Below are 15,907 nucleotides of genomic sequence, written 5' to 3' on the forward strand. Positions count from 1 at the left end.
TGATGGCGGACTCGCATGATTTGGGCTGGCTGACCCTGGTCGATGTCGCCCGCGCTCGCGCGCGCGAGCAGGGCGACCTGGGCGTCTTCACCTTCCTCGAGGATGGGGAGACCGACGCGCGCACGCTGAGCGCCGCGCAGCTCGATCGCCGGGCCCGGGCCGTGGCCGCCGAGCTGCAGCGGGTCGCGGAGCCGGGGTCTCGCGCGCTGTTGCTGTATCCGCCCGGGCTCGACTATGTGATCGCGTTCTTTGCCTGTCTTTATGCGGGCGTGATCGCGGTCCCGGCCTATCCGCCGGATCCCCGCGCGCTGGCCCGGACGCTGCCCCGCTTGCAGTCGATCCTGGCTGACTGTGAGGCTAGCGTGGTCCTGACTCTGGGCGCGCTCGCGGGTCCCAGCGCGAGCTTGCTTCGGGGGCCCGCGCCGCTGACCTGGGTCGCGACCGACGAGGTCGCCGACGCCCGCGCGAGCGACTGGCGGGCGGCCACGCTGCAATCCAGCGACATCGCGTTCTTGCAGTACACCTCGGGCTCGACCGACACCCCCAAGGGCGTGATGCTCTCGCACGCGAACTTGCTCGAGAACTCGGCGAGGATCCGCGAGTGCTTTGGCCACTCCAGCGCCAGCCAGGGCGTGATCTGGCTGCCGCCCTACCACGACATGGGGTTGATCGGCGGGATCATTCAGCCGCTCTACGCTGGGTTTCCGGTCACCCTGATGTCGCCGCTGCACTTCCTGCAACGGCCGCTGCGCTGGCTGCAGGCGATCTCGCGCTACCGGGCGACGACCAGCGGCGGTCCCAACTTTGCGTATGACCTGTGTGTGCGCAAGTCGACCGCGCAGCAGCGGCGCGAGCTCGACCTGAGCAGCTGGGATCTGGCCTTCAACGGCGCCGAGCCGATCCGTCCGCAGACGCTGGGTCGGTTCGCCGACGCGTTCGCGCCCAGTGGGTTTGCGCCGACGGCGTTCTATCCCTGCTACGGGCTGGCCGAGGCCACGCTGATCGTCTCGGGCGGCGACAAGGGGGCGGCGGCGATCACTGGCTCACCGCGAGCTTCGGCCGGGCACGAGCTGGTCGCGTGTGGGCGCGCGCTGGCGGGTCACGATCTGGTGATCGTCGAGCCGCAGACGCGGCGTCGGGTCGAACCGGGCGAGATCGGTGAGATCTGGGTCGCGGGGCCCAGCGTCGCGGCGGGCTACTGGGGCCGCGAGCAGGACACCGCGCGGAGCTTTCGAGCGACGATCGGCGATCACGAGCGTCCGTATCTGCGGACCGGCGATCTCGGGGCGCTCGACGATCGCGGCGAGCTGTTCGTGACCGGGCGTCACAAGGATCTGATCATCATCCGCGGGCGCAACCTGTACCCGCAGGATCTCGAGGCGACGATCGAGCGCTGCGACCCGGGCTTGCGACCCGGGTGCGGGGCAGTGTTCACGATCGGCGACGAGGCGGACGAGCAGCTGGCGGTCGTCTACGAGTTCGACGTCAAGCGCAGCGAGCGAGCTGGCGAGCAGGTGATCGAGCGGATCCGCGGCGCGGTCTCGAGCGCGCATGGTGTCGCGCCGCGGGCGGTGGTGCTGATCGAGCCGCGGACGGTGCCCAAGACCTCGAGCGGCAAGATCCAGCGCTTCGCCTGTCGAGCGGCGCTCGCCGAGCGGAGCCTGAGCGCGATCGTCAGCTGGTCGGCGGAGCGGGTCGAGCCGGGGCAGGAACGTCGGCGCGCGCACGAGCTGCGGGCGTGGTTGATCGATCAGGTTGCGACTCGGCTCGGGACCTCGGCGGACCGCGTCGACCCTGCGCGGCCGCTCGCCGAGCTCGGCCTCGACTCGGCGGAGGCGGTCGGGCTCTCGGGCGAGCTCGAGGCGCTGCTCGGGCGCCGACTCGCGCCAACCTTGATCTACGAGCACCCGAGCATCGATCGGCTCGCCGCTCACCTGAGCACAGAACCGGACGCGCAGGCGGTCGAGGCCGCGACGGGTGACGGCCCCACGGGCGAACCCATCGCGATTGTCGGGATCGGCTGTCGGTTCCCGGGCGCGGACGGGCCTTCGGCGTTCTGGCAGCTGCTGCGCGAGGGCGTCGACGCGATCACCGAGGTCAGTCCGGCGCGCGAGCAGCTGTGCGGACAGTTCGAAGCGGCCGCGCGCTTCGGTGGGTTCCTGGACGACGTCGCGGGGTTCGACGCCGACCTGTTTGCGATCACCCCGCGCGAAGCCGCGGCCATGGATCCGCAGCAGCGCTTGCTGCTCGAGCAGACCTGGCTGGCGCTCGAGGACGCGGGCCAGCGCGTCGAGGATCTGCGCGGCTCGAGCACGGGCGTGTTCGTGGGGATCTGCAACAGCGACTACGGCCGCGACGTCGCGGCCGCCGACGAGCCGTATGGTCCATATGGGGCGACCGGCAACGCGATCAGTATCGCGGCCAATCGCGTGTCCTATGCCTTCGATCTGCGCGGGCCCAGCCTCGCGATAGACACCGCGTGCTCGTCTTCGCTGGTCGCCGTCCACCTCGCGTGTCGGAGCCTGTGGTCGGGCGAGTCGCAGCAGGCGATCGCGGCGGGGGTCAACCTGGTGCTCGCGCCCGCGCTCAGCCACAACCTCGCGCGGGCCGGGTTCCTGGCCGCCGACGGGCGCTGTCGGGCGTTCGCGGCCGACGCTGGGGGCTACGTGCGCGGCGAGGGCTGCGGGGTGATCCTGCTCGAGCCGCTGTCGCGCGCGCGGGCGCTGGGCCGGCGGATCTACGCGGTGATCCGCGGCAGCGCCGTCAACAGCGACGGCCGCAGCAACGGGCTCACGGCGCCGAGCGTGAGCGCGCAGGCGGCCGTGCTCCGGGCGGCCCACCAACACGCCGGGGTCGCGGGTCACGAGCTTGGCTACGTCGAAGCCCACGGGACCGGGACCGTGCTCGGCGATCCGATCGAGGTCACCGCGCTCGCGCGGGTGCTGGGCTCGCAGACCGAGTGCGTGCTGGGCTCGGTCAAGACCAACATCGGACACCTCGAGGGCGCGGCTGGGATCGCCGGGCTGATCAAGACCGCGCTCGCGCTGCACCACGCCGAGCTGCCGCCAAGCCTGCACGCGGATCCACCCAACCCGCACATCGACTTTGACGCCGCGCGGCTTCGGGTCGCGCGCGGTCGTGAAGCTTGGCCGGGCTCGCGGCTCGCGGGTGTGAGCTCGTTTGGGTTTGGCGGGACGAACGCTCACGTGGTGCTCGAGCAGGCGCCGGTCGTTGAGCCTGCGGTCGCGCTCGAGCTCGGCGAGGGGCCGGTGCTGCTGGCGATCTCCGCTCACACACCAGCGGCGCTGCGCGAGCTCGCGAGTCGCTACGTGGATCGGCTGGAGGGGTCGCCTGCGCCGCTCGCTGCGATCGCGCGGGCGGCCGCGCTGCAGCGTAGCGGCCTCGACGAGCGCGCGGCCGTGGTCGGCTCGTCGGCCAGCGAGCTGATCGCGGGGCTGCGTTCGTACGCGAGCGCCGCCGTGCCTGGGCGTCGGCCCATGAACGGCTCGGCGCGCTGCGTGTTCGTGTTCAGCGGGCAGGGGGATCAGTGGTGGGGCATGGGCCGCGAGCTGCTCGAGCGCTCCCCAGAGTTTCGCGCCGACTATGATCGCTGCGATCAGGCGCTCGCGCCGATGCTCGGGTGGTCGGTGTTCGACGCGCTCACGGTCGAGGCGTCCGCGGCCAAGCTGGGCGAGTCGGGGGTGATCCAGCCGGTGTTGTTCGCGCTGCAGGTCGCGCTGGCGCAGCAGTGGCGTCGCTACGGGATCGAGCCGGACGCGGTCGTCGGCCACAGCCTCGGCGAGCTCGCGGCCGCTCACGTCGCGGGTGTCCTGTCGCTGTCGGACGCCGCCGCGCTGGTGGTCGCGCGCGCGCGGGTGACCGAGCGGGTGGCGGGGCTGGCGAAGCTCGCGGTCGTTGCGATCGGGCCCGAGCAGCTGCGGGTGCAGCTCGACGCGGCGGGCCTCGAGGGCCTCGAGATCGTCGCCCACAACGGCCCCGAGCAGACGGTCGTGTGCGGTCCGGCGTCGTCGCTGGCGCGCCTGCCTGGGGCCCGCGTGCTCGACCACGAGTATCCGTTTCACAGCGCGCACATGCAGCCCAGCGCCGACGAGCTCGGGCGGGCGCTGCGAGAGTCGGGCCTGCGATCCCAGCGAGGCTCGGTGCCGATCATCTCGACGGTGACCGGCGCCGAGCTCGACGGGTCGCAGTTCAACGCGGACTACTGGGGGTCGCAGCTGCGGGCGCCCGTGCAGTTCGCGGCGGCGATCTCGAGCTTGATCGACGGCGGCCACCGTCACTTCATCGAGATCGGCGCGCACCCGGTGCTGTCGAGGTCGATCTTGAGCTCGCTCGGCGCCCGCGAGGGGCTCGTGGTTCACTCACTGCGGCGTGGCGTCGACGCCCGGGCGTCGATGCTCGGCGCGCTCGCGCAGCTGTTCGTCTGCGGCCACGCGCCGAGCTGGTCCGCCGTGTGGCCGGGCCAGGCGCAGACGGTCGCGCTGCCCCACCTGGCGCTGCAGCGACGCCCGGCCTGGCATGCTCGCACCTCACGACGAAGCCAAGCTCGGACGAGCGCCCACCCGCTGCTCGGCTCGCGCGTCGAGCTGGGGCATCGGTCCGGTGCACAGGTGTGGGAGGCCGCGATCTCGCTCGCGCATGCCCCCGAGCTCGCGGATCATCGGTTCGAGGGCGCGGCGATCCTGCCGGCTACCGCATATCTGGAGATGGCGCTCGCGGCTGCGATCGAGCGGCGCGGCGCGGGGCTCGACGCGGGCCCGATCGCGCTGCGCAACGTGGAGATCCTCGCGCCGCTGATGGTGCCCGATGGATCCCCGCGCGCGGTCCAGCTCGCGCTGACCGACGGCCAGCGCTTCGAGATCCACAGCCGCGCGCCCGACCACGACGGCGCGACCTGGGTGCTCCACGCCCGCGGCGAGGTCCAAGCTGATCTCGAACCCGAGGCCGATCTCGGTGAGCCGCCGAGCCTGCCCGCCGAGCCGCGCGTGACCGCGGAGGCCCACTACCAGCAGCTGCGCGCGCGCGGGCTCGACTACGGCCCAGCGTTTCGCGGGGTCCAGCAGATCAGTCGGCGCGACGACGTCGCTATCGCCCAGCTCCGCGCGCCCACGTCCGTGGCCAGCGACTCGCGCTACCACGTCCACCCGGCGCTGCTCGACGCGGCCGCGCAGGTGGTCGCGGCGCTCGGTGGTGACGAGGGCCGGCCATTTCTGCCGGTCGGTGTCGCGTTGATCCGGTTCGTGCACCGCCCGGGCGCCAGCGCGTGGAGCTTGGCGCGGACCCACAGCGAAACCGAGCGCGAGCGAACGGTCCACCTCGAGCTGCGCGACGACGAGGGCCGGCTGCAGGTCGACGTCCAGGGGCTTCGGCTGCGCTACCTCGATCTCGCGAGCGCGGGTGCACGCGGCCGCGAGGATCTCGACGATCTGCTGTACCAGCTCGAGTGGCGCCCGAGCCGGCTGCGGGCGCTGCCGCGAGCCCAGCCGCCCGGCGTGTGGCTGGTGCTGTGCGATCGCGGCGGCTTTGGGGACGCGCTGATCTCCGAGCTGACCGCGGTCGGCGACTGCTGCGTGCGGGTCGAGCCGGGCGCCGCGTTCACCCGCGTCAGCGCCGACCACTACCGGATCGACGCGACCCGGGCCGAAGACATGCACGCGCTGTTCGAGCACCTGCGCGAGCGCGGCGACCCATGCCGCGGCGTCGTGCATGCCTGGAGCCTGGCGGCGCGGCCGGATCACGAGCAGGGCGAGCACCACGATCTCGACGCCGAGGTCGCCGCGCTCGAGACCAGCCTGAACCTCGACGTCGGGGTGACCGTCCACGTACTGCGCGAGCTCGTCGGCCAGCGCTGGCCGAGCCCGCCCAAGCTGTGGCTGGTCAGCCGCGGCGCCGCCCCAGTTCGCGACGACGAGCCGACCACCACCGCCGGGGCGACCTTGTGGGGTCTGGGGCGGACCCTCGCGCAGGAGCACCCAGGAGTGTTTGGCGGCCTCGTCGACGTCGATCCCCAGGCCGCGCCCGAAGCCCAGGTCCACGCGTTGATCCGCGAGCTGCGGGCACCCGACGGCGAGGTCCAGATCGCCTACCGCGACGCCCAGCGCCACGTCGTTCGGGTGACGCGGGCGCGGGTGCCAGCGACACCGGACACCAACGCCGAGCTGCGCTGTCGCGTCGACGGCTGCTACTTGATCACGGGCGGTCTGGGCGGACTCGGCCTCCACGTCGCCCGCGAGCTGGTTGATCGCGGCGCGCGACGGTTGGTGTTGATGGGCCGCTCGGCGCTGCCCGAGCGACACACCTGGGCGGCCGTCGATCCCGCCACGCGCGTGGGCGGGCAGATCGCCGCGATCCAGGCGTTCGAGCGCGAGGGCGTCAGCGTGCACCTGGCGGCCGTCGACGTCGGCGATCCAGCGCAGGTCCAGGAGTTCCTGCAGCAACACCGCAGCGAGGGGTGGCCGCCGATCCGCGGCGTCGTGCACCTCGCCGGGGTGCTGCAAGATCAGATCTTGCTGCGGCTCGACGCGGCCATGCTCGCCGCGGTGTTCCGGGCCAAGGTCATCGGCGCGTGGGTGCTGCACCGCGCGCTCGAGCGCCACGATCTCGATCTGTTCGTGTTGTTCTCGTCGGTCGCCGCGGTCCTGGGCTCTGCCGGGCAGGGCAACTACGCGGCCGCCAACAGCTTCCTCGACGCCCTCGCTCGCGACCGGCGCGCGCGGGGTCTCGTGGCTCACAGCCTCGACTGGGGACCGTGGGCGGACGTCGGGGTTGCGCGCGATGATCGTCGCCTGGCCCGGCGCGGGATCGAGAGCCTCGCGCCCGAGCGGGCGCTGGGGTTGATGCGGACGCTGCTGGCTCCCGCGCGGGCGTCAGCGTGGACCCAGATCACCGTCATGGACGTCGACTGGGCTCGCTTCGCTCGCGCGCACCCGACCCTGAGCGCGTCCCCGCCGATCGCCGAGCTGGTCACGGCCGAGCTGGCGGCTCACCGACAGGCCCCCGCGCCCGAGCGGGGCGCGGCTGCAGCTGCGATCCTGGCCCTGCCCGTTGCCGAGCGAGCGCCGCGGATCGTCGCGCTGCTCACCGCCCACATCGCGCTCGCGGTCGGCCGCGCCGAGCAAGCGCTCGCGGCAGATCGCCCGATGGTCGAGCTCGGTCTCGACTCGCTGATGGGCATCGAGCTGCGCGCGCGCCTCGAGGCCGAGCTCGGCGTCGAGCTGCCGATGGCGACCCTGCTCGAGGGGCCGTCGATCCACGACCTCGCTGACGATCTGCTCGCGCGGCTGTCGTCGACGCCAGCCGCTCGCCAACCGACTGGTCGCGCGGCCCGGCGAACGTATCTGCGCGAGCGGCCGGGGCTGCCCACGCTCACCCTGATCCACCCGGGGGCGCTCGACATCGATGGTTATGCCAGCTTCGCTACTGCGCTCGACTGTCATGGTGTCGAGGTGATCGAGCTGCCCGAGCTCGAGGCTGGCGGCGCGAGCGAGCTCGAGGCCACGATCGACATCCTCGCGGATCGCTGTGTGGACCTGATCATCGGATCGCAGGCGGTCCCTCGTGTGTTGGGTGGCTGGTCGCTCGGCGGCGTGCTGGCCTACGAGACCGCGGCGCGGCTGCGCGAGCGTGGCCACGCGCCCGAGCTCGTCGCGCTGCTCGACAGCCCGACGCCACACGTGGGCAGCGACGCAACAAACTACGCCGACCCAGCGCTCGTCGCCTCCTTCGCTAGTTACCTGGGCGCCCGCGCGACCATCTCGACGCCGCCACCAACGCTCGACCGCGCGCGGCCCCGTGCCGACCAGCTCGAGCACGTGCGCGCGTGGGCGGTCGAGCACGCCGGGCTGCCACCCAGCACCGACGCCGAGCAGATCCAGGCGCTATTCCAGATCTACGTCAGCGGCCTGCAGCGCTCGGTCCGACGCCTGGCCGGCTACCAGCCGCGCCTCTACGCCGGACCCGTCGTCTACCTGCGAGCCGTCGACACGCTGCGGGCCTTCGCCGAGGTGTTTCCGGACAGCGTCGAGGTCTGGCGGGAGCTGTGCGTGGGGCTGTCGGTCCGCGACGTCCCGGGTGATCACTACTCGATGTTCGCGGCCGCGCACGGGCCCGCCCTCGCGGCGGCGCTGCGCGCTTGCCTGAGCTGACCGGCCATGGACCACGCCGACATCCACGCAATCCGCTGGCGCGAGGGCCTGGACATCCTGCGCTTCTTGTACCGCAACCCCGGGCGGACCGATCAGATCACGCGGGTCATCGAAGCCTGGCAGGGACGCTCGCTGCCCCGCACGCTCGCGCGCATGCGTGGGCGCGCCAAGGCCCGGGCGCTGCTGCAGCGCAAGCCTTCGTTGGGTGACGCGCTGGCCGACTGGGAGCGGCTCGAGAGCCTGCCAGCGGGTACCCTTGGCCAGGCGTATCTCACCAGCTGCGAGTCGCTCGGCACAACCCGTCGCGGCATGGGTGTCTACGTCGAGACGGGGACCTCGGCGGCGCGCACGGCCGCGCTCGAGCCCGACGAGCGGTTCTTGCAGGACACCTTGTTCTTCAGCCACGACCTCTATCACCTGGTCACTGGCTACAAGACCGATCTGCTCGGCGAGGTGTGCCTGCTCGCGTTCACGGCCGCCCAGACTCGCAACACGGGCGTGCTCGCGATGGCCGGGCTCGGTGCCTACTCGATCCGACTGCCGCGCCTGGCGGGCCAGCGCATGATGCTGGACGCGACCGCGCTGGCGCTGCGGGCCGAGTGGCTGGTCGAGCAAGACTGGGTCGAGCTGCTCGACCACCCGCTCGAGCAGATCCAGCGCGAGCTCGGCCTGTGGCCGCCGCCCGAGTACACGCCCGTGTGGGTCGGCAAGTCAGGGCGGGGGAGGCGAGCGTGAGCCCGGCGCTACCCCTGTGGCGGCGTGAGCCCGGAGAGCTCGACCGCCCGCTGCATCAAGTCATGCATGCGCTCGCACAGGTACGCGTGGTGCTCGATCACGTGGGCCTCGGTGACCTCGCTGGGGTCGATCTCGGAGATGATCGGCGCTTCGAACACATGCCAGAGCTTGACCGGTCGCGGGATCAGGGTGGGCCCAACCCCGCGAAACAGCGGCAGCGGGAAGTGATGGCGCTTGTAGAAGTCGGCCGTGAGCTGAAGATCGACCACGTCAAAGATGTCGTCGGCGGCGGGACACGCCGCCAGCACGATCGGCGCGCCGGTCAGCAGCGCGATCCAGACGAACCCGAGCCGCCCGTCCCAGTCGAAGGTGTAGCGGCGCGTGGACGGACGCAGGGCCTCGCGCATGCCCCCGGGCCCGAGCCCGAGCAGGCCGCCGCTGTTGAGGATCTCGATCGCCGCCTCGCGCTTGCCTGGCCACACGCCGATGTCGCGCATCGCGTCGCCGACGACCGGGAGCTTGAACAGCAGGTCGTCGGCCAAGATGATCGGCCGGCGCCCCAGCACGTCGAGCGCGACCGACCCCAGCAGAAAATTTTCGTATGTGGCGAGGCTGTGGGTGCTGGCGACCAGCACCGGACCCGAGCGTGGGAACGCCGAGAGCCCGACCACCTCATACGAATGATAGGCCCGGAGCATGCGCATCGCTCGATCCCAGGCGCGGGTAGTCAGCCTCGTCTCCATGCTCACCACCTCATGATAACAGCCCACCGCGCGGTCCGTCACGCCGCCCGCGTGGGTCGTTTGGCCGCAACCGAAGTCGCCGACCATGACATTGCCCTCACCCGTATTTGAAGATCCGATCGTGTTCGTGCTCGGCGTCGCGCGCAGCGGCACGACCTTGCTGCGGCTGATGCTCGCCGGTCACCCCCGGCTGTTCTGCCCGCCCGAGATGGTGCTCGCGCCGTTCGAGACCATGGCCGAGCGCCACGCCCTGCTCGAGCGCCGGTTCTGGGAGAAGGGTGGGCTGCGCCGGACCTTCATCGAGCTCGAGGGGCTCGACGTCGCGGCCGCCAAGCAGCGCGTGGCGGACCTGACGGCGCTCGGTGTCGACGACGTCTACCGGCTGCTCAATCAGCAAATCGGTGATCGGGTGTTGGTCGACAAGTGCCCGCACCTGTGCAACTACCCCAGCGCGATCCGGCGGCTTGGGGCGTGGTTTCCGAACGCGCGATTCTTGTGGATCGTCCGCAACCCGGGCTCGGTGATCCGCAGCCTGCAGAACGTGAACATGTCCGAGGCGCTGTTCGAGGGCTCGGACTACACCACCGCCGAGCAGCTGTGGCGGGGGGGCAACCAGGCGATCGCGGCGTGCGTGGCCGAGCTGCCAAAGCGTCGCTGGCTGCGGATCCGCTACGAAGATCTGGTCACCGCGCCCGCGCCGACCATGCGCGAGGTCTGCGGGCTGCTCGAGCTCGAGTACGACGACGCGCTGATCCAGCCCTACGAGGGCGATCGGATGCGCAGCGGGCCCAAGGGGGCGCGCGCGGTCGGTGACCCCAACACCTCCACGCGGGCGCGGATCGAGCCGGAGCTGGCGGATCGGTGGTTGTCTGGGTTTGATCACCGCAGCGTCGACGCGCAGACCAAGGCGCTCGCGCGTGAATATGGCTACGACCTCGACAGCATCCCGCTGCCGGGCCTGTCCGAGGTCTCGCGCGTGATGTCGGAGGTGCTCGCCGACGTCGCCAAGCTCGAGGCGACGATCGATCTGCCCGACGATCTGCACAACCTCGAGGGACGGCGGTTCCTGCTGCGCATGCTGTTTGCGACGGTCGAGACCTTCACTGAATACAGTGACGCCGACTGGCCTCGGTTCCACGCGGTGATCGGGCCGACCCGCAAGATGTTCGGCGACTGCCCCGACGCCGACGTGGTCCGCACCCGGCTGTCGCTCGGCGCTGGGCGTCGCTATCGGGTGTCTGGCCGGATCCCGCCGGGGACCGTGTACGTCGGGTGTCTGCTGCATCGGCGCGGCGGGAAGATCGGCGCGCATCTCAATGATGCGGCGATCGTCCGCGACGCCGACGGGCGCTTCGAGCTGCTGGTCAGCGCCGAGGAGATCGAGGCTGGTCCGGGGGTGACCGCGCTGAAGGGCGAGGGCGACGAGACCGAGCTCGTCATTCGGCAGTACTTTGGCCAGCGTGAGGCCGAGGCGCCGATCGAGCTCGAGGTCGAGCTGCTCGGCGAGCAAAGGATTGCTCCCCCGCTCGACCCCGACACCTACGCCAAGGGCCTGCGCAACGCCGGGCGCATGCTGGCGACGATCGTCGAGCGCAGCCTGATGTTCTACAAGTTCGTGACCGCGGGCGGCCTGCCGATCAAGCAGTTCCACTCGGGATCGGGCGAGCGCCTGTTTCCCACCCCCGACAATCACTATCAAGTCTGCTGGTATCGGTTTGGGCCTGATCAGGCGTTCGTGGTCCGCGGTAAGCTCCCGCAGGCCCGATATTTTAGCCTGTGTCTGTACAACGTCTGGCTCGAGAGCTTTGACTATACCCGCCATCAGATCTGCCTGAACCACACCCAGATTCAGGCCGACTCAAACGGCGAGTTCACGGTCGTGCTCTGCGACCGCGACCCTGGCGTCGGCAACTGGCTCGACACCTCCGGTCACAACGCTGGCTACATCCTGGCCCGATCGCTGCTGCACGAGGGTGACGCGCCGCCGCTGCGCACCCAGACCGTGTGGATGTCGGAGCTAAGCGACGCGCTCGCGGGCGATCAGGCCTCGTAGCGCTCGCGGCGGGTCAGGCGGGCCAGCGCGGCGGCCTGCTCGGGCGTGGTCGAGAACCGCAGCACCAGCCCGTGGGGGCTGACTCGCTCGACGATCGCCTGAATGCGAGGGATCGCGGCCAACTGCGCCTCGGCGTCGGGCTCCTCGACCACGAAGTCATCGAGCTGAACCTGCGCGCCGATGCTGCGGCGCAGCCGGGTCTCGACGAAGGCGCGATCACTGCGGAGGTTGACCAGCTCGGCCGGGGCGTCGTCGAGGTGAACCCGCACGCGTCGGGTCCAGCCGGGCTGGTGAAGATCCGCGGGCGGGGTCCCGAGCTCGCTGACCAACCCGAGCCGCGCGAGCCCACGCAGGATCAGCCCGCAGCCGTCGACCTGCCAGGCGTGGACCGAGGTGGTCGCGGAGCCGGGAAACACGTGATGGTTGTGGTGCCAGCCCGCGCCCAGGCTGACCAGGGCGACCCACCCATTGTTGGCGCTGCGGTCCCGCGTGTGCAGGGCGAAGGGCCGCGACCCATACACATGACAGATCGAGTTGACCGCCCAGATCGCATGATTGACCAGGAAGGTGCGGATCAGCCCGCCCCACACGAACCCGACCCAGGTGCCGTGCCACGTCCCCGTCAGCACCCCGCCGAGCATCGCGGGCAGCACGAAGCCCAGCGCCAGCCACCACAGGTAATTGCGGTGGATCGACCAGATCATCGGTTTCTCGAGCAGGTCGGGCACGTACTTGGCCCACGTGGACTTGCGGCTGATCGCGTCGACCTCACCAAACAACCACCCGACGTGGCCGTCCCACAGCCCGAGCAACAGGCCACGCACCCCGGGGCCGCGCAGCTGCGGCGAGTGGGGATCGCCGGGCCGATCCGAGCGCTCGTGGTGGCGCCGATGCGTCGCCGCCCACCACAGCACCGGGCCCTGAAACGCCATCGAGCCGAGCCCGGCGAGGACCGCCTCGACCCCGGGCCGGGCGCGATAGGATCGGTGCGAGAAATACCGGTGAAACCCGCCCTCGACCCCGAACAATGTGGCGATCCACAAGATCAGAAATACGGCGAGGTTCGGGGTCTCGAGCACGTCGCCGCGCCAGGCCAGCCACGCGCCAATGAACACGCCGGCCGTCGGCACGCTCAAGACCAGCGCGACGGCGGCCCGATCGATCCACCGCCGTCGGGCCCGACGTGGACGCCGCTTGGCGTCATCGCTCGTTGATCCCATCAGTCGGCTCCGTCTCGCCAGTCGCGGTTCCAGGCCCGCAGCGAGTCACGCATGAACAGCGCCTGACGCCGGAGGCCGCGGCGGGAGTTGTCGTAGAACGCGCTGAGCACGTGGCGGCTGGCCGTGAGCGGCTTGAACCCGACCATCAGCTCGCGCACGTTGGGTGAGGCGTTGCGGTGGTACCAGACGTACGCGCGCAGCATCTGCGTCATCGTATAGGGCGGGGTCGTGCGTACGCTCGGGTCGTCCAGCCGCCAGTAGCTCGGGCAAAAGTCGACCTCACGCAGCAGCGCCCGAATGTTGGCGGCCGCGCTCGCGGCCGTGATCTCGCCGCGAGCAAACCGATGCATGTGCGCCGAAGCGCCGCCGACCAGGCGCTGACACTCGGGCACCGCGGTACCCAAAAGCGAGGTGAACGGGGCCTCGCGCGAGCGCTCGAGCACGGCCCGATCACCGGACTCGAGGTGGCGCATCAGCTGGGTGCCGTTGAGGTAGGTCCCCACTTGCAGGGCGGCGACCCAGACCCGGTACCACGCGTCCCACAGCTCATAGTCGCGCCAGCCCAGGTACGAGTTGGCGACGAACTCGTCGTACAGCTCCAGGTTGGTCTGGAAGAATGTGTCGACATGCGCGAACCGGGCGGCCGTGAAGTCGCCGTCGTCGAGCGCCGCGAGCAGCTCGTCGGCGAACAGATCAATCACGCCAACGGTGAGGTTGAGCCCGGAAGAATACAGCGGATCGACGAACCCAGCCGCGTGGGCGAGCAGCAGCCAGCGATCCCCCACGGTCTGGCGCGAGCTGTATTGCAGCCGCCCCGTCGACACCCAGCCCCGCAGCGCCCGGGCGCCCTCGAACTGCCGCGCGACGCCGGGCATCCGCTGCACGTGCTCGAAGAACTCTTGCTCGGCGTCCTTGCCAGTCTCGGGATGGAGCTCGCGGTCGAGCAGCAGCCCCACGCTGGTCAGCTGGTTGACGGCGTCGAGGTGGTTGTCAAACGGGATCACCCACAGCCATCCGCCCTCGAACACGTGATGCAAGGTTGTCTGCGAGAGCGGATACACCAGGCCGTGAGCGTCGCGGGCCTCGCCCACGCGATCGTAGGGGCTGACGCCGACCATGTGGGTGAAGATCGCCCGCGAGTTGGTCCGCAGCCGCGTGGGCTCGTCGCGCAGCTCGAGCTGGGTGGCCAGCGGCGATCGAAACCCGGCCGCGTCGACCAGGAACGCCGCGGTGAAGCGCTCGCCCTTGTCGGTGGTGATCGCGACGCCGCGCTCGTGCTCGAGATCGATCGTGCTGACGCGGGTGGTCTGGCGGACCTGCGCCCCGTGGCGAGCGGCGACGGCGAGCATGAACGCGTCGGTGTCTTGCCGAAACAGATGGCAGTCGGGTCCCCACGGTGGCGCGCCGGTCGGGAACTGATGCGACTGGGTGGGCTCGTGGGCCTGGCCCGGGCGGTGATACAGAAAGCTGAACGCGCGCTTGACCCCGCTCGACGCCCCAATGTGATCGCGGACCAAATAGAACTCGGACAGGTACGCGAGCTCGGGCACGTCGTACTTGGCCGCCAACAGCTTGAGGCGAAAGCTGGTGTCGGGCGTGGTCGCCTCACCGATCGCAAACCTCGGGTGGCTGCCCGCGTCGATCAGCAGCACCCGACGGCCGTGGCGAGCCATGATCGCGGCCAGCATGGTCCCGCCCAGGCCAGTCCCGAGCACGATGAGGTCGTAGTAGGTGTCGCGGTTCATGGGCTGGCGTCCGAGGGGAGCGGCCGAGACAGCCGCGCGAGCGTGCGCAGCGACGTGGCGAGGGTCCTCGGCCACGACCCGGTTCGATAGCGGACCCCGTGGCGGGCACACACCGCTTTGACTTGCGGGGCTATCTCGCGCAGGCGGTTGGGTGGCAGCCGCGGAAACAGGTGGTGCTCGATGTGATAGTCGAGGCCGCCACACAGCACCGACATCCAGTGCGGGACCTCGAAATTGTTGGCGGCCTCGATCTGCATCTCGTACCACTCACCGCGGGATCGGGCCTGGCGATCGGCCGCATAGTGGTGGACGTCCGGGCCGATATGATTGCAGTGCATGGTCGCCGCCGTGTAGACGTCGCGCAGGTGATCGGCCAGCCAGTTGCCGACCAGGACCTTCAAGAACAACGGGCCCGCCAGCGCGGGATAGACCACGTAGTTCTTCAGCTTGTAGGGCACGATCTTGCGAAGCGCCCGCTTGTGCGCGGCAAAGAACGTGCGCAGGGACTTGTCGTTGACGACGACCGACTCGGCCTGGGTCCGCGCGAACAGATCGAGCACGCCCGCGCTGTGCAAGCTCATGCCCGACCACCAGTAGAGCGGGTAGGTCGCGGAGAACAGCAGCTGCAGGCGGTGATAGAAGTGGTGCTTGGCCTCGGGGCTCCAGCGCGCGAAGCCAACTAGCAAGTCCGAGTCACGGCCGACGATGTTGGTGTGGCCGTGGTGCAGCAGGTTGTGGACCCGGCGCCAGGACTCTTCGTCGATCTCGCCGACCCAGCGAAACTTCATCGAGTGGTACTTGGCGGCGCCGGGGAGCTCGTCTGCGAGCTTGTCATAGGCCCCGTGCAGCGCGGTGTGGCCGATCTCGCAGACCTGCAGCTGGTGGGCGGCCGCGAGCGCGAGCACCCCGGCCGAGTAGCTGAGCGGGTCCATGCCCGCGAAGATCAAGACCCGGCCGGCGACGGTCAGACGGCGCGAGAGTCGGTCGATCGACTCGATATAGGCGACGTCTTCCGCTCCGAGATCCGCGCGGACCCGATCGTGGATCGCGTCGAGCTCGCTACGCAGGGAGGCGAGCCGCTGCTCCTCGCTGTCCCACGCGCCCGCATTGGCTGGTCGTGGCTCGCCCGCGCGCTCGTACACACCCTGACGGTAGATCAAGCGCCGTGCAGCGTCGACCGTGAGAGTGGTCTAGCCGCTTGGTTTGAATGGCCGAATTTCGAGCAGCCCACCCGCGGGATGGCGCTTGT

The 15,907-nt window shown here is 70.5% G+C and carries 7 protein-coding genes; 3 read left to right on the plus strand and 4 right to left on the minus strand.

Annotated features, from left to right (window positions below; genetic code table 11):
- Positions 1-2 precede the first annotated feature (2 nt).
- A complete protein-coding gene (locus ENSA7_RS06380) occupies positions 3-8,162 on the plus strand; it encodes a type I polyketide synthase (protein ID WP_106088312.1) in 8,160 nt (2,719 codons plus the stop codon).
- A gap of 6 nt (positions 8,163-8,168) precedes the next feature.
- Positions 8,169-8,897 (plus strand): Coq4 family protein, encoded by a 729-nt coding sequence (locus ENSA7_RS06385; protein WP_106088313.1) that lies wholly within the window; start codon positions 8,169-8,171, stop codon positions 8,895-8,897.
- Between the two features lie 8 nt (positions 8,898-8,905).
- Here the strand turns inward: ENSA7_RS06385 and ENSA7_RS06390 are convergent, their stop codons facing one another.
- Positions 8,906-9,640 (minus strand): 1-acyl-sn-glycerol-3-phosphate acyltransferase, encoded by a 735-nt coding sequence (locus ENSA7_RS06390; protein ID WP_244923727.1) that lies wholly within the window; start codon positions 9,638-9,640, stop codon positions 8,906-8,908.
- An 85-nt stretch (positions 9,641-9,725) separates the two neighbouring features.
- Between ENSA7_RS06390 and ENSA7_RS06395 the strand changes: the two genes are divergently transcribed.
- Positions 9,726-11,693, plus strand: a complete 1,968-nt coding sequence (locus ENSA7_RS06395; RefSeq protein ID WP_106088315.1) for a sulfotransferase family protein — start codon at positions 9,726-9,728, stop codon at positions 11,691-11,693.
- On the opposite strand, the gene ENSA7_RS06400 is transcribed toward ENSA7_RS06395, so the two are convergent.
- The 3 genes from ENSA7_RS06400 to ENSA7_RS06410 are packed head-to-tail and all read right to left on the minus strand — an operon-like array spanning position 11,681 to position 15,818.
- Positions 11,681-12,913 carry an acyl-CoA desaturase gene (locus ENSA7_RS06400; RefSeq protein WP_106088316.1) on the minus strand — a complete coding sequence of 411 codons (1,233 nt, stop codon included), beginning with the start codon at positions 12,911-12,913 and terminating at the stop codon, positions 11,681-11,683. The two genes, ENSA7_RS06395 and ENSA7_RS06400, sit on opposite strands and share 13 nt — an antisense overlap.
- Positions 12,913-14,658 carry an NAD(P)/FAD-dependent oxidoreductase gene (locus ENSA7_RS06405; RefSeq protein WP_146157403.1) on the minus strand — a complete coding sequence of 582 codons (1,746 nt, stop codon included), beginning with the start codon at positions 14,656-14,658 and terminating at the stop codon, positions 12,913-12,915. Before ENSA7_RS06405 ends, ENSA7_RS06400 begins: the two co-directional genes overlap by 1 nt.
- Positions 14,655-15,818 (minus strand): fatty acid desaturase family protein, encoded by a 1,164-nt coding sequence (locus ENSA7_RS06410; RefSeq protein WP_106088318.1) that lies wholly within the window; start codon positions 15,816-15,818, stop codon positions 14,655-14,657. The genes ENSA7_RS06405 and ENSA7_RS06410 overlap by 4 nt, the downstream gene beginning before the upstream one ends.
- Between the last annotated feature and the right edge of the window lie 89 nt (positions 15,819-15,907).

Source organism: Enhygromyxa salina (assembly GCF_002994635.1).
Taxonomy (GTDB): Bacteria; Myxococcota_A; Polyangia; order Nannocystales; family Nannocystaceae; genus Plesiocystis; species Plesiocystis salina_B.

Excerpts from the sequence above, each read along its gene's own strand:
- ENSA7_RS06380 (WP_106088312.1), top strand. The coding sequence starts at position 3 with ATGGCGGACTCGCATGATTTGGGCTGGCTGACCCTGGTCGATGTCGCC.
- ENSA7_RS06385 (WP_106088313.1), top strand. The coding sequence starts at position 8,169 with ATGGACCACGCCGACATCCACGCAATCCGCTGGCGCGAGGGCCTGGAC.
- ENSA7_RS06390 (WP_244923727.1), bottom strand. The coding sequence starts at position 9,640 with ATGGAGACGAGGCTGACTACCCGCGCCTGGGATCGAGCGATGCGCATG.
- ENSA7_RS06395 (WP_106088315.1), top strand. The coding sequence starts at position 9,726 with ATGACATTGCCCTCACCCGTATTTGAAGATCCGATCGTGTTCGTGCTC.
- ENSA7_RS06400 (WP_106088316.1), bottom strand. The coding sequence starts at position 12,913 with ATGGGATCAACGAGCGATGACGCCAAGCGGCGTCCACGTCGGGCCCGA.
- ENSA7_RS06405 (WP_146157403.1), bottom strand. The coding sequence starts at position 14,658 with ATGAACCGCGACACCTACTACGACCTCATCGTGCTCGGGACTGGCCTG.